The sequence below is a fragment of the Kitasatospora sp. NPDC127121 genome (genome assembly GCF_042677305.1).
Classification (GTDB): Bacteria; Actinomycetota; Actinomycetes; order Streptomycetales; family Streptomycetaceae; genus Kitasatospora.
This window is the reverse complement of the sequence record NZ_JBHXTQ010000001.1, coordinates 460,239-479,398: the sequence shown is the minus strand read 5'-3', so window position 1 is coordinate 479,398 and position 19,160 is coordinate 460,239. Positions and strand designations below refer to the sequence as shown.

Here is a 19,160-nt window from a genome sequence, read left to right as displayed (position 1 = left end):
TCTCCTGACGGGCGTTGGGCCGTGGCGCTGCCATGGGGAGATCGGTCGGTCCTGTCAGCGAGCCGGTGGGGTGAGGGCGGTGCGGTCGAACGGGCCACCGTGTGAGGCGGCGTACGTGACGGCGTCGTTGACGGCGCTGAGGCCGAACGACCGGACCCGTTCGGGGGCGAGGTCCAGGGTGCCCGAGGCGAGGAGCCGGATGATGCCGACGTTCGCCGTACGCGGGTACATCCACTGGCCGCGCACGGTAACCGAGTTGCGCATGATCCACGGGTACGGGAGCGCGAGGTCGTCGCCGCCGAGCATGCCGACGCCGCCCATGAGAACGACGCGGCCGTACTCGCGCACGGTCATGGCTGCCGTGCGCGCCGCCGAGCTGGGTGCGCTCGGCGGCAGCAGGTCGATCACCATGTCGATCGGGCCGCCGCCCGCCGCGGACATCGCCGCGCGGTCGCCGGCCTCGTCCCCGCTCAGCGGGACCGGGCGCACCCGCGGACCGAACCGGTCGGCGAGGAGGTCGAGCGCGGCCCGGTTGCGGCCGGGGGCGACCACGCGGCCCGCCCCCATGGCGAGCGCGACCGCGACCGCACTGCTGCCGAGGTTGCCGGTGGCCCCGCTGACGAGCAGCGTCTCACCGGCTGCGAGCCCGCCGGCCAGCAGCCCGCCGTAAGGGATGACGTGCACGCCGAGCGCGGCCCAGCGCGCCGGGTCGTCCCCCGCCGCCGTGGGCAGCGGGAAGACGTTCTCCGTCGGGACCCGCATGAGTTCGGCGAACGACCCGTCGTGCAGGTGCCGGGCGAGCCGCGCGCCGCCCTCGCCGCGGGAGCTCCAGCCCTGGAGCGTGATGTCGGGCGTCAGGGCGTCGTCCCGCGAGCGCACCGTGCAGTCGCACCACACCAGGTCGCCGGGGCGCAGCCGGGTGGCGTCCGGGCCCACGTGGACGACCCGTCCCACCCCGCCGATCCCGGGCACGACGGGAGGGACCAGGGGGTAGTTCCGCTCGCCGCTGAAGACCTCGGCCGCGTACGGGGCCACGCAGGTGGCGAGTACCTCGACCACCACCTCGCCGCCGCCGGTCTCGGGGTCGGGCACCTCCCGCACCGTGAGCGGGGCGCCGAACTGCGTCAGGACTGCTGCTCGCACGTGATGACCTCCATGTTCGTCCGCGTTCGTCCGTGTTCATCGAGTTCGTCGCGATCGTCGCGATCGACACTAGGAGCCCGGGGGGAATGCGGGAAGCGACGAACAGGCATCCGTGGTATGCGTATGCCGCATGGACATCTCCAGCACGGGCCTGCGGGTCCTGCAACAGATCGCCGAGTCCGGCAGCTTCACCGCCGCAGCCGCCCGGCTCGGCTACACCCAGTCGGCGGTCTCACGCCAGGCCGCCTCCCTCGAACGAAGCGCGGGCGCCACCCTGTTCGAACGCCGCCCCGACGGGGTGCGGCTCACCCCAGCGGGCCTGACCCTGCTACGCCACGCCCGTACGATCCTGGACTGCCTGACGGCGGCCGAGCGCGACCTCACCGGCACCGCCCCGCGGACCGAACTGGTGCGGCTGGGACTGTTCCTGAGCGCGGGCGCGGCCATCCTGCCTCCCGTACTCGCCCGCCTCGCGGCAACCGACCCGCAGATCACGGTCACGACGACCGAGGGCACCACCCCCACCCTGGTCCGGGCACTGCGCGCGGGCTCGATCGACCTCGCCGTCCTGACGTCCCGCCCGCCCCACCGGCCCTTGGACGGCGAGTCGCCGCGCCTGCACGTCGAGACCGTCGCGGACACCGAACTGGTCGTGGCGGCGCCTTCGACCGGAGCGTTCGCCGGCCGCACCGCGGTGCACGTCGACGAACTGGCCGACGCCCCGTGGATCGCCGCCCCGGCCTCGAACTCCGAGCCACTGCTCGGCGTCTGGCCCGGCCTGCCCGCACGGCCGCACATCGTCCACAGCGCGCGCGACTGGCTGACGAAGCTCCAACTGGTCGCCGGCGGCTTCGGGGTGACAACGGTGCCGTCCCGGCTCTCCCCGGTGCTGCCGCCCGGGGTGAGCCTGCTGCACGTCGAAGGCGCACCTCCCGAGCTCCGCCGGGTCCTCGTGGCGCGACTCCCCGGCCGCCCGACCCCGCCGATCACGGCCGTCACCCGAGCCATCACCTCGACCGCCTGATACGCGCCGCCGGGGCCCCCGGCCCCGGCGCCGAGACCACCGACTCGCCGTGCACCAGCTGTCGGCGCCCGTGTGCAACCTTCTCGGTGGCGCGGCGGTGAGTAGGGCAGAGCGATGGCCCGGTCGGGTCGTCGCACGGACGCGAAGAGGAATCGGATGACCGTGAGCGTATTGCACATCCCAGTAGAGGACCCGCCCCCGTCCGTCACGGCACCGGCTTCCGCGGGCGGCCCCGGCCTGCGGGAGCTTGACTTCGAGGGGTTCGCCGCCGCGCGCTGGCGGCAGTTGGTGCGCACCGCCTACCTGCTCACCGGCGACTACCACGAGGCCGAGGACGTGGTGCAGGCGACTTTCGCGAAGGTCTTCAGGAACTGGTCCCGGATCAGCCGCCTGGAGGAGCCGGACGCCTATATCCGCCGGGCCCTGGTGAACAACAACCTGAGCCGTCACCGGCGGCGCCGGGTCAGGCAACTGCTCATGCCCGTCCTGCCCGATCGGGCGCACACCGCGGGCGGTGGCCACCACGACGTCGAGGAACGCTCGGTGCTGCTCCAGGCGCTGGCGGAACTGCCGCAGCGCCAGCGGGCCGTGGTCGTCCTGCGCTACTGGGAGGACATGAGCGAGTACCAGGTCGCCGAAGCGCTCGGCTGCTCGCTGGGCAACGTCAAGAGCCAGGCCAGCCGAGGCCTGGCGAAACTGCGCGGACACCCGGCGCTGGCCCCGTATGCGGCGGACACCGGTTCAACGAGCGACGGCACGAACGGAGACAACAGGTGATGGACACCGAGAACATGATGCGCGGCGCTCTGCGAGATGAAGCGGCCCGGGTCGCGGTGGCGGACTGGTCTGCCGGACCCGTGCACGTCCAGGTGCGCAAGCAGCAGCGCGGGCGCCGGGTGGCGATGGGCGCGTCGGCTGTGGTGGCCGCGCTCGCGGTGGTGGCCGGCACGGGCGCGGTACTGTCCGCGCAGCGCGCGGTCCAGACCGTCGGGCCGGCCTCGCAGGCCCTGGCCGTACCGGAGGGGCCGGCTCCCGAGGCCGTGGTGGTGGAGCCCGGCCAGCAACTGTCGTTGGGCCGCCAGGACTGGTGGATGCAACTGAACGACCAGGAGATCTGCATCCACGACGCCCCCGCCTACCGCAGCGGTCCGGGGTGCGGCGGGCACTCCTGGGCGGGCGGAGCGACCGAGATCGTCATGCAGTACTACGGGAACCCCCCGCAGTACCAGGAGGGTCTGTACAACCTCATCTACCACGGGCCCGGGCGGGTGGCCCGGATGACCATCGAGATGGACGGCCAGGTGTCCTGGGCCACCGTTGCCTCACTTCCCGGCAACCCGGGCTACGCCAGCGGCTATGTCTGGGGGCCGCCCAGCCGCAAGACCCCCAACGGTTCGACGGCATACCCGTTCGAAGGCGTCAAGCTCGCCGCGTACGACGCCCAGGGGAAGGTGCTGGCGAGCAAGACGCTGACCTCCTGAATCAGACCGCCGCCGCGATCCCGACGGTGCCCGGCCGGTCGGCCTGGTCCTCAACAGCACGCTCGGCTGGTGGTGGGCCGACCCCGCCAGCGGGTTCGTGATCGCCTTCTACGCGGTGCGCGAGGTCCGGGAGATCTTCTTCGGCGACCACTGACCTCCACCGGCCGCGCCGGTCGATACTTCAAGGGCGGGGGCCGCGCGTCGACGAGTAGTGGGTGTGGGTCCTGCGTCAACGCCTTCACCACCACGGTGGTGAAGGCGTTCTTCGCGCTCCGGGTCGTCTTCGTCGTGGACTCCGAAGGGGTCCAGCCAAGGTGAGCCCATGGGGTCGCGTCTCACCTCTCGGTGTCGCTGTCTCAGGTTCCGTTGCCGGATCCGCCGGTGGCCGACAACGAAACCTGAGACAGCCTGGCCACCGTCTGCTACGTGGCTTCGTTCACTTCAAGCGCCAGGCCGTGACGGTGAAGGCCTTCGGGGCGGATGCCGACCGGAGCACGAACGCGGCCCTGCACCTACGAGATGACCTCGGTAACGGCTCCATTCGCCACGATTCCTGGGCCGTGCTGGAACGAGAAGCGCAGGCCCTTCACCAAGACAATCCCGCGGTCCAGAGTGGCAGTCAGGTCGGTGCTCTCGCCGGGCGTTGCCCTTTCAATCCCGTCCGGTAGCTTGATGGATCCGTCGATGATGTCTTCGCGAATGACGAACTTGGGCCGATATCCCGTGGTGATGGAGACGTCGCGGCCGCCTTCGTCCGCGCTCAGCACGTAGACGTTGGCCTTGAAGGTGGTGCGTGCGGTGAAGCTGCCCGGCTTGGCCAGGACCTGGCCCGGTTCGATGTCCTTGGCGGCCACGTCACGCAGCAGCACGGCCACGGCCTTCCCGTCCTGTTCTCCGTTGGCCGTACGGTCCACCTCGACCCCTGCACATTTGGCCACGAGGGACTTGCCACCGCCGACGATCTCGACTTCGTCCCCCGCCTTGACGCTGCCGAGTTCGATGCGGCCCCGTACAACGCTTCCGCCCCCCGAGGGAGAGTGGACGTCCACGACGGACATCAGGAACGGCTCGTCGGCTGCCGCCTCGGCTGTCTCCTCTGACATAGGTGACTTCTCCTCGTGTGGGTGGTCTGTGTGGACTGCTGGTGGAATGGGCGGCAGCACCTGGTCGCAGGAGCTGCGGAACGCATGCTCGCCCCCGCCTCTTCTGGCGGTCCGTCAGATTGTGCAAATCCTTCCCCACAGTAGTCTCTTGCGGCGGACCAGACCGACCGGCACGACGACCAACAACCGTGTGCGCAGACACAGGCCAGCGGCAACCGAACCCGAGAAACTCGGCGGCAAACCCGCCTGAGCGACAACGGGATGTGAGACCAGTCAGCTTGCCTGCTCTCACATCCCGTTGCATCAGCCCAGTTCAGGCGCCATCCCGCCGACAAAGATCAATTGAGGCAGGACATCCGATAACATCGTCATGTGACGATGACAACTCCCTCTCCGACTGTCGACCGGGTGGAGCTCGCGCCGGCGGCGGCCCTGTTCCGCTCGCTCGGCGATCCGGCCCGCCTGGCGATCTTGCGCCACCTCGCGGTGAGCGAGGCCCGCGTGGTCGACCTGGTCGAGCAGCTCGGCCTGGCCCAGTCCACGGTCTCCAAGCACCTGGCGTGCCTGCGCGAGTGCGGACTCGTCGACTCCCGCCCGGTCGGCCGGGCCTCGGTCTTCACACTGACCCAGCCGTCCCTGGTCGACCTGCTCGCGGCGGCCGAAACCGTGCTGGCCGCGACCGGCGACGCGGTCGCCCTCTGCCCCACCTACGGCACCCCGGACGGAGCAGGCGAATGAGCGCCCCCGAGACCAGCGTCGAGGAGCTGACCATCGCCGAGGAACCCGGCGGCTGCCACTGCGAGCCCAGCTGCACCGACGCCTGCTGCCGCCCGCCCATCGAGCGGGACGACGCCTGGCACGCCGCCGCCCGCAAGGCCAAGCTGCTGTCCTGGCTGTCCCTGGCCTACATGGCCGCCGAGGGCGCGGTCGCCATCGTCGCCGCGGTGCTGGCCTCCTCCGTTGCGTTGCTCGGCTTCGGCCTGGACTCCGTGATCGAGGGCTTGGCCTCGGTGATCATCGTCTGGCGGTTCAGCGGCTCCCGGACCCTGTCCGAGGACGCTGAGGGCAAGGCCCAGAAGGCCGTGGCGGTCACCTTCTTCCTGCTCGCCCCCTACATCGCCTACGACGCGATCTCGACCCTGATCGCGGGCGAGAAGCCGTCGACCAGCTGGCTCGGCATCGCGCTGTCGGCGTCCTCGCTGATCGTGATGCCGCTGCTGGGCCGGGCCAAGCGCCGCCTTGGCAAGATCCTCGACTCCGGCGCCACCTCCGGCGAGGGCACCCAGAATCTGCTGTGCGCCTACCTGGCCGCCGCCGTCCTGGTCGGCCTGCTCGCCAACACGCTGTTCGGCCTGTGGTGGCTCGACCCCGTCGTCGGCCTCCTGGTGGCCGGCCTCGCGGTGCGCGAGGGCATCGAGGCCTGGCGCGGCGAGGAGTGCGGCTGCTGAACCACCAGCACCAACAACGCCCGAAGGGCGGTCCCAGCCACCCGGCCGGGGCCGCCCTTCGGGCGTTGGCGGGGACGTCAGCCAGCCACCGGCGCTTCCTCGGCCACTCGCTGCCCGATCACGGGGCTCCGGGCTCCGACCGGCCCGGAACCCGGCCTGGCGGGTCCACATCGGATCGTGGCGACCCTGGAACCCGAGGAACGCCGTGAAATCCCACGACCTGCCCCTGCTTCTCCAACAGCTGGCCCGCGAATTCGACGGCGTGACCGGGATGTCGGTGGCGCTGTCCGGCTCCCTCGCCCGCGGCGACCACCGCACCGGGCGCAGCGGACACATCACCTCAGACCTCGACCTGATCCCCGTCGTCGCCACTCCGGCTGACGTGTCGGCTGCCCGGACCGCGGTGGAGCCGATCCTGTGTCGCCTCGCCGACGCCATCCACATCGAGGCGACGGCCTCAACCTCGGCCCGGGCGCCTTCGGGCCGCCCGGCCCCGACGACGGCGACCCGCACACGGCGCTGGCTTGGGCGATCCAGCCCGTCACCTACTACCTGGCCAAGGCCACCGCCCAGAACCTGCCGACCAACCTACTCAAGGCCCGGTCCGCGGCGGTAGGGCTGGCCAACACCTTCGGCCTGAGGGAGGTGCGCGACAGCCTGGACAACCTCCCCGGTGCCCTGCGCAACCTGATCGCCGAACGCCGCATCGCCCCGCTCGACTCCACCGCCCGCTACCTCGACGCCCCCACCCACCCCGTCATCGCGCAGGCTGTCCGCGACGCCGTCTTCGTCGAGAACCAGGGCCTGCCGTTCGCTCTCTCGGCTGTCGCCGTGCTGCCGTCCATCCCGAACTGACCGACACGGCCAAGATCCTTTTCAGTGGCAGCGAGGGTTGTCCCGTCTCTTGTGTCCTGAACATGAAAGGGAGTTGGTTGTAGGACAGCTTCCAGGAATGGTGCTGTGCGGATGATGAAGGTTTTGGCCCTTCGGAGTCGCCCTGCGGGGGGAGGCTCCAAACCACCTCATGCTGCGTTGGCTGAAGACCGTCGTGGTGAGCGATGAGGAAAAGGTGTCGTAAGAGGCGTCAGGTGGGGACCGGGAAGACGAACGCAAGTGAATCGCTGCTGACGTGTCGAAAGACAGACAGATGACATCAGAACCGGGGTGTGAGACGAACTCCGGGATGAGCCTGGCGGGTGTTCGCCTATTGGCCAGGTGGTGTCCGGTATGTAGGCGACGTGAGTTCGGTCTGCGGCTTCCGCATGGAACAGGAGAAGGCAGGTCCGATACTGCCCGCCGCACAGCGGTGGGCGAGAGGGAGTGCCCCAAGCAGCGGACACTGCGAGGGGTCGAGTACCGACGCGGGTCCTGCTGGCGGACCGGCCCGTAGTAGCGGTGAAGCCCCTGTAACGGGGGTGGAGCGAAGGGGCCGGGTCGTTCGTGACTGTGTTGATCGCATCAACCGGATGTTCTCCGGGAGGAGTTCGATGGGCCAGTTGAAGTCTCAGGTCAAGCCGTTTGATATTTCGAAGTGGGAAGTCAAGGGGGCGTGGGAGGAAGTCAGGGCGAACAAGGGCGCTCCTGGGGTGGACGGGCAGAGCATCGCCGACTTCGAGAAGGACCTTCAGAACAATCTGTACAAGGTCTGGAACCGGATGTCGTCGGGCTCCTGCTTTCCACCTCCGGTGCGCGCGGTGGTCATTCCCAAGTCGCACGGTGGAGGCCGTCTGGTTCGAACGCTATGCGGACGATGCGGTGCTGCACTGCGTCACCGAGCGCCAGGCCCGTGAGGTGCTGGCCGCGCTCACGGACAGGACGGTCGAGGTCGGGCTGCGTCTGCACCCGGACAGGACCCGGATCGTGTACTGCAAGAACGGATCCCGCCAAGGCTCCTACGAGCACGAGGCGTTCACGTTCCTCGGGTACACGTTCCGCGCCAGGCGAAACCGGACTCGGCACGGCAGGCTCTTCCTGTCGTTCGAGCCGGCGGTCAGCCAGGACGCTCTGGCGAGGATCGGCCGGGAGGTGCGCTCCTGGCAGCTGCACACCCGCTCCGATCTTTCCGTCAATGAGCTCGCCCGATGGGTCAACCCCATGGTGGCGGGCTGGATCAACTACTTCGGCCGCTTCCGGCCGTGGGAGCTGCATCCCTTCTTGATGCGCATCAACGCCTACCTGGTGCGCTGGATCCGCCAGAAGTACAAGCGGCTCAAGGCCAAGCGGAAGGCCATCGCGAAACTGCGGGAGATCGCCCAGCGATATCCCTGCATGTTCGCGCACTGGCGCCTCACCGTGGACGCCTCGTCGGCGTACACCTGAATGTGCACAGGCGAGTACAGCCGAACGTGCACAGCGGTGGTGCCCGAGTTCCGTTGGTGGTTCGGCTTTGCCGGTCAGTTCTGCTCGGGGGCGAGGCGTGCCGCGCGGGTTGTGAGGTGGCGTCGTTCCGGTGTGCTGGTGGCGCGTCGGGCTGCCTCGCGATAGGCGTGGGCCGCTGCGTCGAGGTCGCCGAGCTGTTCCAGGAAGTGGGCGCGGGCGGCGAGCAGGCGGTGGTGGCGGGCCGTCCGTTTGTCGGATTCCAGTGCCGCCAGCAGGTCGAGTCCGGCAGCGGGTCCGTGCACCATGGCGACGGCTACCGCGCGGTTGAGGGTGACCATCGGGTTCGGTGCGAGGTGCTCCAGCAGGTCGTAGAGGGTGAGGATCTGCGGCCAGTCGGTGGCGTCGACGTGCTCGGCCTCGTCGTGGACGGCGGCGATGGCCGCCTGCAGTTGGTACGGGCCCACCTGTCCGCGGGGCAGGGTGCGGCTGATCAGGTCGAGGCCCTCCGCGACAAGCCGGCGGTTCCAGCGGGTGCGGTCCTGCTCGGCCAGCGGCACCAGGTCGCCGTCGGGTCCGGTGCGGGCGGGGCGGCGCGCGTCGGTGAGCAGCATCAGGGCAAGCAGCCCGGCCGTTTCGGTGTGGTCGGGCAGCAGGCGGTGCAGCAGGTGGGTGAGCCGGATCGCCTCGGCCGACAGGGCCGGCGCGGTCAGGTCGGCGCCGTCGGTGGCGGTGTAGCCCTCGTTGAAGATCAGGTACAGCACGTGGAGCACCGCCTCCAGCCGTTCGGCCCGGTCGGCTGCCCTCGGCATGCACAGCGGGGTGGCGGAGGTTTTGACGGTTTGTTTGGCGCGGCTGATGCGCTGGGCCATGGTCGCCTCGGGGACGAGGAAGGCCGCGGCGATCTGGGCGGTGGTCAGGCCGCCGATCGCGCGCAGTGTCAGGGCGATCCGGCTGGGCTCGGACAGTGCCGGGTGGCAGCACAGGAACAGTAGCGCCAGGGAGTCGTCCCGGTCCGTGTCCGGTTCGGCGTCGGCGGCGCGGCTCAGCAGCTCGGCCTGCGGAGTGGCCAGGGCGATCCGGTCCTCGCGGCGCCGGCGCGCCTGCTCACTGCGGACCTGGTCGACCAGCCGGCGGGAAGCGATGGTGACCAGCCATCCCCGGGGATTGTCCGGCGTTCCCTCGGCGGGCCACTGGAGGGCGGCGGCCAGCAGCGCCTCCTGGACGGCGTCCTCGCATGCGTCGAAGACGCCGTACCGGCGGATGAGCGCGCCGAGGACCTGCGGCGCCAGTTCGCGCAGCAGGTCCTCGACGCCGGGCCTCTCGGTCACAGGTCCGTCGCGGCGTCGTGCAGCACCGGCCACAGCTCGACCGGCTCGATGTCCGCGAAGGGCATGTCGGCGGCGATCTCCTGCGCGCGCTCCAGGGACTCGCAGTCCAGCATGTAGAAGCTGGCGATGTACTCCTTGGTCTCCAGGTACGGCCCGTCGGTGACCGCCGGGACGCCGTCCTTTCGGCGCACCAGCTGCGCGTTGGCCGCGTCCGCCAGGCCGTAGGCGCCCAGCAGTTCACCGCTGTCGCGGTACTTCCTGTTGAACGCGTCCTGCTTGGCGATCGCCTCGGGCCAGGCATCGGCCGGGAAGGAGTCCCACTTGGCCTGGTTGCCGTAGATCATCGCAACGTACTTCATCAGGTGTCCCCTTGTGTCCCGCGCGCCCACTCGGCGCGCTTGCACCCCTCAGTCGGAGCCGGGCACAGGTCCTCGACATCCGGCACGAAACAATTCCGTCGGCTGTTCTTCCGAACCGTGGTGGCGGGCTGAACCGCCCGAACGCACAAACGATCAACCTACCCGGCGCCCTCCGCCCAGGGACCGCCACCCGCACCGGTGCACGTTCGCGCGTACCCGACTGTGCAGATTGACCCGTACGCTGGCTACTGGGGCAACTACCACGCCGGGATCGCTGCCGGGCTATCTGGTGATACCTCCATCGCGCGGTATCGCCTCGACCAGGTCCTGGCCGAGGATGCCTTCGCGCCTTGGACGGTCCAAGCTCAGGACTGCGCCCGGCAACTCCACGGACTGGCAGGAGACTCCGAAGCCTTCCGGGACTGGGCGACGGCAGCCACCACCTCCTGCAGGCAGCGACTCAAGCTCCAGAGGTGGGAGGCAGCAGCGATCAGCGGCAGCTACTGGAGCTGACTCGCGCGCCGAAGCTGCCGCGCTCGGTGAGAATCCCACCGCTTGCCGGGCTCGACCAGTGCCCCGTGTCCATCGATCCGGTCCCTGTCTCAGGTGATCCGGTCCGATTCGTCCGTCATCTCGGATGATCCGGTCCGGGCCGGCCGCGCCTGTTCCCGAGGCAGAGCCTGGTCGCCTCGCTGGATCCGTCGCGGCGCCCCGGACAACGGCCGGGGACCGGCCGGGGCGAGACTGCTCTCATGAGAGTCAGATGCCTGCAGATCATCCACCCCGCGGCCGACGTTCCGGTCGCGGAGTTCGACGGGATCCGGGTGGGCGGTGTCTACCCGGTTGCGGAGATGGTCGCATACGACATCGATTGCCAGATTCGCGTGCTCGGCCCCGAGGTGCCCGATCCCGGACTGCTCTGGGACCCCGCCCACTTCGAGACAGTGGACACCCGAATACCACCTGGCTGGACCCTGGTCATCGACGGCGGCAGTACCCGCCTCGCGGACGCCCGTTGGCAGCGCCCCGGCTTCTGGGCCGACTACGACCACGGCGACCCGCGGGCCCGGGCCGACTACGAGCACGTGAAGCGTGAACTCCTCGCCGCCGCCCCACCACCCGAGAACTGACCCCTGCGCCGGGGTGGGGGAGAGCGCGGCGGCGGTCGACCCCGACCATCGGGCCCTGTTGGACGAGGCCTTCGGTGCGCTCAGACGGGCGCTGCCGCTGTCGTAGCGCCATCGCTGTCGTAGCGCCGCCGTGGGCGCGAACGCGGACGACGGGCGGCCGACAGGCCGAAGGGGCCTGCGGTCGCCCGCCGTTCAGAAATCCCCGCGACTACTCGACGACGAGCGAGACCGGGATGTTGCCCCGGGTGGGTGTCGCAGGCGCCTTGGCCAGCCCCCCAATAGCCGCTGGCCGGGTTGTTCGACGGAAGGACATTCCACTCCAGGGACGTACCCGGGGAACGGGACATGGCCGCTCCGAGATCCGCCGGATCAAGGTCGCCACTGTCAACAACCTGCTTTTCCCCGGCGCCTGCCAGGCGGTCCAGGTCAAGCGCCGCCGCACCGACCGCAAGACCGGCAAGACCACCATCGCGACCATCTGCGCGGTCACCAGCCTGACCGCCGAACAGGCCACTCCCGCCCAGCTCGCGCAACTGATCCGGAACCACTGGAAGATCGAGGCCCTGCACCACGTCCGCGACACGACCTTCGCCGAGGACGCCTCCCAACTGCGGACCGGGAACGCCCCCGCGCCATGGCGACCTGGCGCAATCTCGCTGTTGGAGCCCTACGGCTGAGCGGCGTCAGGAACATTGCGGCCGGCCTCCGCCGCAACGCGCGCGACGCACACCGCCCCCTCGCGCTCCTCGGCCTTGCGTGATCAGCTCTGGGCCAAACCCGGTGACACGCGTGTGCCGTACAGGGAGACTGGCGATTCACATATACGAGCAGTCGAAGGCCGAAGGGCAAAGAGTGGCACTGGCGAAGAAAGGGTCCCGTCGTATTGTCGTCGACGGCGTCGAGTACCGCTGGCGAGTGAGCAGGAAACCGTGCTGCGACTACGACGGCATCACCTTGGGTTACATGGTGGAGGACGCGGCCTGTCCCGGAACGACGCTCGTCGTGGAGACCGGTCGGCCGGCCGTGCTCGAACCGAACATGCTGCCGGCTGAGGTCGTCCTGCCGCGCGAAGTCGCCGCAGGTATTCGGGCCGGGCGGTCGAACGGCTGGACGCCCAGCTCCAACGGTTCGCCGTTCAAGCTGCACCTCTCCGCTGTCTGACCGGGACGTACCGAAAGAGGCGCGGCAGCGCGGGCGGGAAACCGGTCTCCCACGGGATCCGAGCGTGGCGGAGCCTGGCCACGTGCTACGACGAGACGCCCGACAACTACATGGTGAGGCTCCAGCCGGGCCGCCCGGCTCGGTCGGCTTGCTCTCGTTGCCGCAGATCGGACGGTGTGGACAGCGGCGTCGTCGCTGTCCAACTGGCCGGTTCTGTCTCCGAGTTGCCCGCGTTTCGGCCGCGGGGGCCGGAGTGGCTGCGTTCGGGTCTGCGGTCAGCTCTCGACCCTGAAGGAGCGCGGGTGCGAGTTGAACCTGACCGAACGGCCGGCCGACACGCTGAACAGCGATCCGCCGGTGCAGTCCTCGCCCCAGTAGAAGCGGACCGTGCTGTCCGTCGCGTTGTTCACGCCTGACAGGGGCCCGTGCGCCTCCCTCGGGACGTCGTAGCAGCCGGGGGCCGGGTCGAGGTACGGTACGTCCGGGCCGCTGCCCGACCCGTCGGGGAAGATCACGTTGTAGAACGTCAGGGTGCCCGTGGCGGCCTGGGCGGACGTGGGGACGGCCACGGCCAGCGTCCCCGCGGCGATGAGGGTACCGATCGTCGTGACGAGGCGTCGCATGATGGGACCTCCGGTACGCCGGGTCGCCGGGTGCGGCCCGTGATCGCAGCCAACGGTAAGGCTGCGTACGCGAATCGTCACCGGCGTGAAGGGGTGCGAACGGGGCGCGAAGGCCTTGCCCCTGCCAGGTGACAGCCCGGCAGGGGCGTCGTCCGTCGCTTCCGCCGACGGCGCGCCCTGGACGCCGGCCCGTCCGCGGTCGGAACGGAACGGAACAGAACGGGCCCCTGGGGCGGGAGTGGGGCTCCCGGCCCGGGGGCCCGTGGTGCGTCCGGCTGGTCAGGACGCTGTGGCAGCGTCGATCAGCGGTCGGTGGCAGGCCACCGTGCGGCCTGGTGCCACCTCCCGCAGCTGCGGTTCCTCGGTGGCGCAGCGGGTGTCGGCCAGGGGGCAGCGGGTGCGGAAGCGGCAGCCGCTGGGCGGGGCGAGGGGGGAGGGCGGGTCGGTGGGGAGGAGGCCGGTGTCGCGCAGCGGGCGGCCGGGTTCGGGGACGGCGGCGAGCAGGGCGGCGGTGTAGGGGTGGGCCGGGGCGGCGAGGACGGCTTCGGTGGGGCCGCGTTCGCAGATGCGGCCGAGTTGGAGCACGGCCACCTCGTCGCTCACCGCGCGGACCACGCCGAGGTCGTGGGAGATGAAGAGGCCGGCCAGTCCGCGTTCCTCGGTGAGCCCGCGCAGCAGGTTGAGCACGGTGGCCTGGGCCGAGACGTCGAGGGCGGAGACCGCCTCGTCGGCGATCAGGACGCGCGGTCCGGCGGCCAGGGCCCGGGCGATGGCGACGCGTTGGGCCTGCCCGCCGGAGAGCTGGTGGGGGCGGCGGTCGCCGAACAGGGCGGGCGGCAGGCCGACGGCCGACAGCTGCTCGGTGACGACCTGCTCGCGGTCGCGGGCCGGGTCGGGATGGGCGTCGAGGGGTTCGGCGACCAGGTCGCGGACCCGGCGGTGCGGGTTGAGGGAGGAGAGCGGGTCCTGGAACACCATCTGGAGGCGGGGCCGGACGGCTCGCAGGGCGCGCGGGGAGAGGGTGGCGAGGTCGGTGCCGTCGAGGGTGACGGTGCCGGTGGTGGGCGGGGGCAGCCGCAGCAGGGCCTTGGCGATGCTGCTCTTGCCGGAGCCGGACTCGCCGACCAGGGCGAGGGTGCGGCGCGGGTGGAGGGCCAGGTCGACGCCGCTGACGGCGTGCAGCGGGCCGGAGCGGGTGCGGTGGACGACGCTGAGGCCGGTGGCCTCCAGGACGGCCGTTCCGGGAGCGGCGGCGTCGGGGGTGACGGCTGCGGGGGCAGCGGCGTCGGGGGCGGTGGTCACGCCGCGGGCTCCAGTTCGTCGGGCGAGGAATCGGGCGAGGACGAGGGCGAGGGCGAAGGGGAGGACGAATGCGAGGACGAAGGCGCGTCAGATGGCGCGGTGAGCGGGAAGTGGCAGGCGGCGGTGTGGCCGTCCGCCGCGGTGTGGGTGGGGGGCGCGGTCGTGGTGCAGAGGTCCGTCGCCAGTTCGCAGCGCGGGGCGAAGGGGCAGCCGGGGGTGGGCCGGGTGAGGTCGGGCGGCGAGCCGGGGATCGCGGGCAGGGTACGGCGCAGCGGGCCGGTGACCCGCGGTACGGAGCGCAGCAGGGCCGCGGTGTAGGGGTGGCGGGGGTGGCGGGTGACGGCCTCGGTGGGGCCGGTCTCCACGATCCGGCCGCCGTACATGACGGCGATCCGGCGGGCCCGCCCGTACAGCAGACCGATGTCGTGGGTGATCAGCAGGGTGGCGAGGCCGCGGCTGCGCCGGTGCTGGTCGAGCAGGTCGAGGACGGTGCGCTGGACGGTGACGTCGAGGGCGGTGGTGGGTTCGTCGGCGAGCAGCAGGGCGGGTTCGCCGGCCAGGGCGGCGGCGATGCCGACGCGCTGGCGCAGGCCGCCGGAGAGCTCGTGCGGGTGGGCGCGGGCCCGCCGGGCGGGGTCGGGGACGTCGACGGCGGCGAGCAACTCGGTGGCGGTGCGCAGCCGTTCGCGCCGGGAGAGCCGGCGCCGGTTGGTGAGGGACTCGGTGACCTGGTCGGCGATCCGGACCACCGGGTTGAGCGAGGTCATCGGGTCCTGGTGGACCATGGCGATGCCGGTGCCGAGCAGTTCGGCGCGGCGGGTGCGGGAGGCGGCGAGCAGGTCCTCGCCGTTCAGTCGGATCTCGCCGGTGGCGACGGCCTTGGTGGTGCGGGACTCGACGCCGAGGACGGCGCGGGCGAGCACGGACTTGCCGGAGCCGGACTCGCCGACCACGCCGAGGCACTCGCCGGCCGCGATGGTGAGGCTGACGCCGTGCAGGACGTGCAGGGCGCGGCCGTCGGGGGTGTGCAGGACGGTGTCCAGCGAGCGGACGTCGAGCACCGGGACGTCGAGGGCAGGTTCGTCGAGCGCCGGGACGGCAAGGGCAGGGGAGTCGAGGTCGGGGGCGGAGGTCATCCGCGCGCTCCCTTCGGGCCGGCGGGGCCACCCGAACGCAGGTGCTCCCCGAGGTAGTTGAGGGCGAGGACGGTCAGGCAGAGCACGGCCGCGGGTGCCAGCGAGATCCACGGCGCGGTGCCGAGGGCCGTGCGCCCCTCGGCGATGATGCCGCCCCAGGAGGGCTCCGGCGGGCGCAGTCCGAAGCCGAGGAAGCTGAGCGAGCCCTCGGCGACGATGGCGACGGTGGTGGCGGTGAAGGCGAAGGTGAGGGCGGCCGGCACGACGTGCGGGACGATGTCGCGGCGCAGGATGCGCAGCGGGGCGGTGCCGAGCATGCGGGCGGCCTGGACGAAGCCGCGCTCGCTGAGCGAGAGCACGACGGCGCGCACCACCCGGGTGAAGTGGGGGACGGTGAACAGCCCGATCAGTGTGCCGATCACGGTGAGGCTGGGGCCGCGCAGCGAGACCACGATCATCACCAGGATCAGGCTGGGTACGGACATCAGCAGGTCGGTCGCGAAGCCGATCGCCTTGTCGAGCGGGCCGCGGAACCAGCCGGCGGCGAGGCCGAGCGTTCCGCCGCCGAGCAGGCCGACCAGGATGGTGAGGGCGGCGACGGTGAAGGAGGCGCGGGCGCCGGCGACGGTGCGCTGCAGGACGTCCCGTCCGGCGCTGTCGGTGCCCAGCCAGTGGCCGGGGCCGGGGGCGGCGGCGGGGTGGGCGAAGTCGCCGTGCAGCGGGTCGAAGCCGGGCAGCAGGGGCAGCAGCAGGGCGGCGAGGGCGACCACGGCCAGCCAGGCCCCGGCGGCGAGGACGCCGGCGGGGGGCCGCCGGCGGGCGGTGCGCGCCGGGGCCGCCTCGGCGGTCACGGCGGTGGTCTCAGCGGTGCTCATGGGCGATCCTCGGGTCGATCGTGCGGTACAGCAGGTCGACCGCGAAGGTGGCCGCGACCACGCCGACGGCGCTGACCACCACCACGGCCTGGACGACGGGGAAGTCCCGGCCGGAGATGGCCCCGGCGGCCAGGCTGCCGACGCCGGGCACCGCGAACAGCGACTCGACCAGCACCGAGCCGCCCAGCGAGGTGCCGATGCCGATGCCGACTAGGGTGACCAGCGGCAGGCTGGAGGGACGCAGGGCGCGGCGCAGCAGCAACCGGGTGGTGCCCATGCCGCGGCTGCGGGCGGCGGCGATGTACGGCTGGTCGAGGGTGTCGAGCAGTTGTCCGCGCAGGGTGCGGGTGAACACGGCGGCCTCGGTGAGGCCGAGGGTGAGGGCGGGCAGCACCAGGTGGCGCAGGTTTTCGGCCGGGTCCTCGGTGAACGGGGTCCAGCCGGTGGCGGGCAGGACGCGCAGTTGGACGGCGGCGATCCAGATGAGCAGCAGGCCGAGGGCGAAGCCGGGGACGGCGAGCCAGCCGAAGGTGCCGGCGGTGGCGATCCGGTCGAAGGTGCCGCCGGGGCGCCAGGCGGAGAGCAGGGCGACGGGCACGGCCAGGGCGAGTGCCACCAGCTGGGCGGCGAGGAAGAGTTCGAGGGTGACGGGGATGCGGTCGGCGAGTTCGGTGGTGACGGCGGCTCCGGTGGACAGCGAGTGGCCGAGGTCGCCGTGCAGGGCGTCGGCGATCCACTGCCAGGTGGCGGCGAGCAGGTTGCGGTCCAGGCCGAGCCCGGCCTCGTAGGCGGAGATCTGCTCGGGGGTGGCGGTGGGGCCGAGGGCGGCGACGGCGGGGGAGCCCGGCATCAGGTGGGGCAGGTACAGGGCGGCGACGGTGACCAGCAGCAGCACGGCCGCGGCGCGGCCGAGCCGCCCGCCGTGGCGCAGCGCGGTGCGGGTGCGGGGGGTCATCGCTTCACCCACAGGGGGGCGGGGGAGACGTTGAGGACGGTGCGCTTGGACAGGTCGGGCAGTCCGCCGACCTTGGCGGAGCCGAGGAAGCCGACGGTGTTCTCGGTGAGGAAGGCCATCGGCACCTCGCTGACGACCCGCCGGGCGGCCTGCTGGTAGGCGGCCGCACGCTTGGCGGTGTCGGTCGAGGCGCGGCCCTCGGCGATCGTCTTCGAGGTCTCCGGGTCGGACCAACTCATGAAGTTGTACGGCGAGTTGGGAAGGTAGAGGCTGGTGAGCGCGGTGTCGGTGTCGCCGAACATGCTGGTGGGGAAGTCGATCACCTGGAACTTGCGCTGGAGCATCGCGGTGCCCAGGCCAGTGGCGTCGAGCGGCTTGATGGTCACCTTGATCCCGGCCTCGCCGAGCATCTGCTGGAGCACGGTGGCGCGCTGCTGGCCCTCGGGGCGGCTGTCGACGAGGTAGTCGAAGGCGAGGTCGGGGTGGCCGGACTCGGCGAGCAGGGCCCGGGCCTTGGCCACGTCGTGGGCCGGGTACTCGGCGGCGGTGCGGTACGGGGAGCGGGAGCCGATCGGGCCGTCCGAGACGGCGCCCTGGTCGAGGGAGACGACCTTCTCCAGGGCCTCGCGGTCGATCGCGTACTGCACGGCCCGGCGGACCCGTACGTCGTCGAAGGGCGCCGACGTGGTGTTGAAGACGATGGTGGTGGTGCCGCCGGGCCCGGTGGCGCTGCGCAGCCCGTCGGCGGCGGCCTGCTTGAGCTGGCCGGGCGTCTCGGTCCAGATCAGGTCGGTGTCGCCGGAGCGCAGCGACTGGTAGCGGCTGTCGGTGTCGGTGAGCACCCGGTAGACGAGCTTGTCGGCGTGGCCCTTGGCGCCCCAGTACGCGGGGTTGCGGGCGAGGGTGACGGAGACTCCGGGCTGCACGCTCTCCACGGTGTACGGGCCGGAGCCGACGGCGGGGGAGTCGCCGGCCGGGGCCTCGGAGACGTAGCCGAGGGAGCGGGTGAACAGGTTGGGGAAGGCGGCGTCGGGCGCCTTGAGGGTGAAGGTGAGGGTGGTCGGGCCGGAGACGGTGGTGGCGCCGATGGTGGCTGCGTCGATGGCGCAGGCGCACTTGCTCTCCGGCTTGGCGAGCCGGGTGACGTGGTCGGCGACGGCCTGGGCGTCCAGCGGCTTGCCGTCGCTGAACTTCACGCCCTCGTGCAGGTCGAGGGTCCAGACCGTGGCGTCCGCGTTGGGGGTGAAGGACTTGGCGAGGTAGGGCTGGACGGCGCCGTTGTCGCCGTTGACCATCAGCGGGTCGTACAGGGCGTTGGCGAGGACCATCATCGGCATCGAGGTCAGGGTGCCGTCGGCCGGGTCGAGCTTGGCGAACGGCCGGTCCAGGCCGATCTTGAGCGTGCCGCCGTCCACGGCCGGCCCGTCGTTCGCCGCGCCGGTGTTTCCGGCGCCGGCGCCGGAGAGCGCGTCGTCGGAGGCGGAGCAGGCGGTGAGGGTGAGCGCGGCCGTGCAGGCCGCCGCTACCAGGAGGTGGGTGTGCCGCTTCATGGTTCCTCGGTTCGGGGGAGGGGGGGAGGGGAGCGGGGGCGGCCTGGGGGAGTGCGGCCGCCGACGCCCCACACCATTCCGGAAGTGGCAGTACTGCCAAAAGGCAGTTGTGCAAATTTCAGATGACGAGACCCGGAAGAGTCGGTACTCGCCTTGAGCGAGCACGGTCGGACGTGATTCGGTACTGACAGCCGCCCCCTCGGCGGCCCCATCCACACTCAAC

19 protein-coding genes and 1 pseudogene are annotated in these 19,160 nt (G+C 71.4%); 10 read left to right on the top strand and 10 right to left on the bottom strand.

Annotated features, from left to right (window positions below; genetic code table 11):
* Positions 1-54: 54 nt before the first annotated feature.
* Positions 55-1,143, bottom strand: coding sequence for an alcohol dehydrogenase catalytic domain-containing protein (locus ACFVHI_RS01980; protein ID WP_380334781.1), 1,089 nt, complete (start codon positions 1,141-1,143; stop codon positions 55-57).
* A gap of 130 nt (positions 1,144-1,273) precedes the next feature.
* On the opposite strand from ACFVHI_RS01980, the gene ACFVHI_RS01975 reads away from it, so the two are divergent.
* The 3 genes from ACFVHI_RS01975 to ACFVHI_RS01965 all read left to right on the top strand — a co-directional run bounded on the left by ACFVHI_RS01975 (position 1,274) and on the right by ACFVHI_RS01965 (position 3,648).
* The gene (locus ACFVHI_RS01975; protein ID WP_380334778.1) at positions 1,274-2,167 is read left to right on the top strand and encodes a LysR family transcriptional regulator; all 894 of its coding nucleotides are present in this window, start codon (positions 1,274-1,276) and stop codon (positions 2,165-2,167) included.
* 156 nt (positions 2,168-2,323) lie between these two features.
* Positions 2,324-2,944 carry a SigE family RNA polymerase sigma factor gene (locus ACFVHI_RS01970; RefSeq protein WP_079136487.1) on the top strand — a complete coding sequence of 207 codons (621 nt, stop codon included), beginning with the start codon at positions 2,324-2,326 and terminating at the stop codon, positions 2,942-2,944.
* Positions 2,944-3,648 carry a hypothetical protein gene (locus tag ACFVHI_RS01965; RefSeq protein ID WP_380334775.1) on the top strand — a complete coding sequence of 235 codons (705 nt, stop codon included), beginning with the start codon at positions 2,944-2,946 and terminating at the stop codon, positions 3,646-3,648. The genes ACFVHI_RS01970 and ACFVHI_RS01965 overlap by 1 nt, the downstream gene beginning before the upstream one ends.
* A 512-nt stretch (positions 3,649-4,160) precedes the next feature.
* On the opposite strand, the gene ACFVHI_RS01960 is transcribed toward ACFVHI_RS01965, so the two are convergent.
* Positions 4,161-4,751 (bottom strand): hypothetical protein, encoded by a 591-nt coding sequence (locus ACFVHI_RS01960; RefSeq protein WP_380334772.1) that lies wholly within the window; start codon positions 4,749-4,751, stop codon positions 4,161-4,163.
* Between the two features lie 378 nt (positions 4,752-5,129).
* Between ACFVHI_RS01960 and ACFVHI_RS01955 the strand changes: the two genes are divergently transcribed.
* From ACFVHI_RS01955 to ACFVHI_RS01940, 4 genes are all read left to right on the top strand, one after another.
* A complete protein-coding gene (locus tag ACFVHI_RS01955; RefSeq protein ID WP_380334919.1) occupies positions 5,130-5,489 on the top strand; it encodes an ArsR/SmtB family transcription factor in 360 nt (119 codons plus the stop codon).
* Positions 5,486-6,199, top strand: coding sequence for a cation diffusion facilitator family transporter (locus tag ACFVHI_RS01950; protein WP_380334769.1), 714 nt, complete (start codon positions 5,486-5,488; stop codon positions 6,197-6,199). Before ACFVHI_RS01955 ends, ACFVHI_RS01950 begins: the two co-directional genes overlap by 4 nt.
* 417 nt (positions 6,200-6,616) lie before the next feature.
* A complete protein-coding gene (locus ACFVHI_RS01945) occupies positions 6,617-7,054 on the top strand; it encodes a hypothetical protein (RefSeq protein ID WP_380334766.1) in 438 nt (145 codons plus the stop codon).
* Positions 7,055-7,915: 861 nt separating this feature from the next.
* A complete protein-coding gene (locus tag ACFVHI_RS01940; protein ID WP_380334763.1) occupies positions 7,916-8,518 on the top strand; it encodes a group II intron maturase-specific domain-containing protein in 603 nt (200 codons plus the stop codon).
* Between the two features lie 74 nt (positions 8,519-8,592).
* On the opposite strand, the gene ACFVHI_RS01935 is transcribed toward ACFVHI_RS01940, so the two are convergent.
* On the bottom strand, positions 8,593-9,846 hold the full coding sequence (locus ACFVHI_RS01935; protein WP_380334760.1) for an RNA polymerase sigma factor: 1,254 nt from the start codon (positions 9,844-9,846) through the stop codon (positions 8,593-8,595).
* The gene (locus ACFVHI_RS01930; protein ID WP_063352108.1) at positions 9,843-10,205 is read right to left on the bottom strand and encodes a YciI family protein; all 363 of its coding nucleotides are present in this window, start codon (positions 10,203-10,205) and stop codon (positions 9,843-9,845) included. Before ACFVHI_RS01930 ends, ACFVHI_RS01935 begins: the two co-directional genes overlap by 4 nt.
* A gap of 752 nt (positions 10,206-10,957) precedes the next feature.
* On the opposite strand from ACFVHI_RS01930, the gene ACFVHI_RS01925 reads away from it, so the two are divergent.
* From ACFVHI_RS01925 to ACFVHI_RS01915, 3 genes and pseudogenes are all read left to right on the top strand, one after another.
* The gene (locus ACFVHI_RS01925) at positions 10,958-11,335 is read left to right on the top strand and encodes a hypothetical protein (RefSeq protein WP_380334757.1); all 378 of its coding nucleotides are present in this window, start codon (positions 10,958-10,960) and stop codon (positions 11,333-11,335) included.
* Between the two features lie 233 nt (positions 11,336-11,568).
* A pseudogene (locus tag ACFVHI_RS01920) lies at positions 11,569-11,901 on the top strand (hypothetical protein); the annotation flags it as partial.
* Positions 11,902-12,187: 286 nt separating this feature from the next.
* The gene (locus ACFVHI_RS01915) at positions 12,188-12,496 is read left to right on the top strand and encodes a hypothetical protein (RefSeq protein ID WP_063352105.1); all 309 of its coding nucleotides are present in this window, start codon (positions 12,188-12,190) and stop codon (positions 12,494-12,496) included.
* 275 nt (positions 12,497-12,771) lie between these two features.
* Here the strand turns inward: ACFVHI_RS01915 and ACFVHI_RS01910 are convergent, their stop codons facing one another.
* The 6 genes from ACFVHI_RS01910 to ACFVHI_RS01885 form a co-directional block, all read right to left on the bottom strand.
* On the bottom strand, positions 12,772-13,119 hold the full coding sequence (locus ACFVHI_RS01910) for a hypothetical protein (protein WP_380334754.1): 348 nt from the start codon (positions 13,117-13,119) through the stop codon (positions 12,772-12,774).
* Between the two features lie 279 nt (positions 13,120-13,398).
* Positions 13,399-14,421: an ABC transporter ATP-binding protein gene (locus tag ACFVHI_RS01905; RefSeq protein WP_380334751.1), complete on the bottom strand. Its 1,023-nt coding sequence runs from the start codon at positions 14,419-14,421 to the stop codon at positions 13,399-13,401.
* Positions 14,418-15,557, bottom strand: coding sequence for an ABC transporter ATP-binding protein (locus ACFVHI_RS01900; protein ID WP_380334749.1), 1,140 nt, complete (start codon positions 15,555-15,557; stop codon positions 14,418-14,420). The genes ACFVHI_RS01905 and ACFVHI_RS01900 overlap by 4 nt, the downstream gene beginning before the upstream one ends.
* Positions 15,554-16,432 carry an ABC transporter permease gene (locus tag ACFVHI_RS01895; protein ID WP_380334747.1) on the bottom strand — a complete coding sequence of 293 codons (879 nt, stop codon included), beginning with the start codon at positions 16,430-16,432 and terminating at the stop codon, positions 15,554-15,556. The genes ACFVHI_RS01900 and ACFVHI_RS01895 overlap by 4 nt, the downstream gene beginning before the upstream one ends.
* Entirely contained in the window at positions 16,419-17,387 is a 969-nt protein-coding gene (locus ACFVHI_RS01890) for an ABC transporter permease (protein ID WP_063352102.1), read from the bottom strand. The genes ACFVHI_RS01895 and ACFVHI_RS01890 overlap by 14 nt, the downstream gene beginning before the upstream one ends.
* The gene (locus ACFVHI_RS01885; protein ID WP_380334744.1) at positions 17,384-18,937 is read right to left on the bottom strand and encodes an ABC transporter substrate-binding protein; all 1,554 of its coding nucleotides are present in this window, start codon (positions 18,935-18,937) and stop codon (positions 17,384-17,386) included. The genes ACFVHI_RS01890 and ACFVHI_RS01885 overlap by 4 nt, the downstream gene beginning before the upstream one ends.
* Positions 18,938-19,160 lie beyond the last annotated feature (223 nt).

Excerpts from the sequence above, each read along its gene's own strand:
- ACFVHI_RS01975 (WP_380334778.1), top strand. The coding sequence starts at position 1,274 with ATGGACATCTCCAGCACGGGCCTGCGGGTCCTGCAACAGATCGCCGAG.
- ACFVHI_RS01910 (WP_380334754.1), bottom strand. The coding sequence starts at position 13,119 with ATGCGACGCCTCGTCACGACGATCGGTACCCTCATCGCCGCGGGGACG.
- ACFVHI_RS01890 (WP_063352102.1), bottom strand. The coding sequence starts at position 17,387 with ATGACCCCCCGCACCCGCACCGCGCTGCGCCACGGCGGGCGGCTCGGC.
- ACFVHI_RS01970 (WP_079136487.1), top strand. The coding sequence starts at position 2,324 with ATGACCGTGAGCGTATTGCACATCCCAGTAGAGGACCCGCCCCCGTCC.
- ACFVHI_RS01925 (WP_380334757.1), top strand. The coding sequence starts at position 10,958 with ATGAGAGTCAGATGCCTGCAGATCATCCACCCCGCGGCCGACGTTCCG.
- ACFVHI_RS01960 (WP_380334772.1), bottom strand. The coding sequence starts at position 4,751 with ATGTCAGAGGAGACAGCCGAGGCGGCAGCCGACGAGCCGTTCCTGATG.
- ACFVHI_RS01930 (WP_063352108.1), bottom strand. The coding sequence starts at position 10,205 with ATGAAGTACGTTGCGATGATCTACGGCAACCAGGCCAAGTGGGACTCC.
- ACFVHI_RS01950 (WP_380334769.1), top strand. The coding sequence starts at position 5,486 with ATGAGCGCCCCCGAGACCAGCGTCGAGGAGCTGACCATCGCCGAGGAA.
- ACFVHI_RS01885 (WP_380334744.1), bottom strand. The coding sequence starts at position 18,937 with ATGAAGCGGCACACCCACCTCCTGGTAGCGGCGGCCTGCACGGCCGCG.
- ACFVHI_RS01965 (WP_380334775.1), top strand. The coding sequence starts at position 2,944 with ATGGACACCGAGAACATGATGCGCGGCGCTCTGCGAGATGAAGCGGCC.
- ACFVHI_RS01955 (WP_380334919.1), top strand. The coding sequence starts at position 5,130 with ATGACAACTCCCTCTCCGACTGTCGACCGGGTGGAGCTCGCGCCGGCG.
- ACFVHI_RS01895 (WP_380334747.1), bottom strand. The coding sequence starts at position 16,432 with ATGAGCACCGCTGAGACCACCGCCGTGACCGCCGAGGCGGCCCCGGCG.
- ACFVHI_RS01900 (WP_380334749.1), bottom strand. The coding sequence starts at position 15,557 with ATGACCTCCGCCCCCGACCTCGACTCCCCTGCCCTTGCCGTCCCGGCG.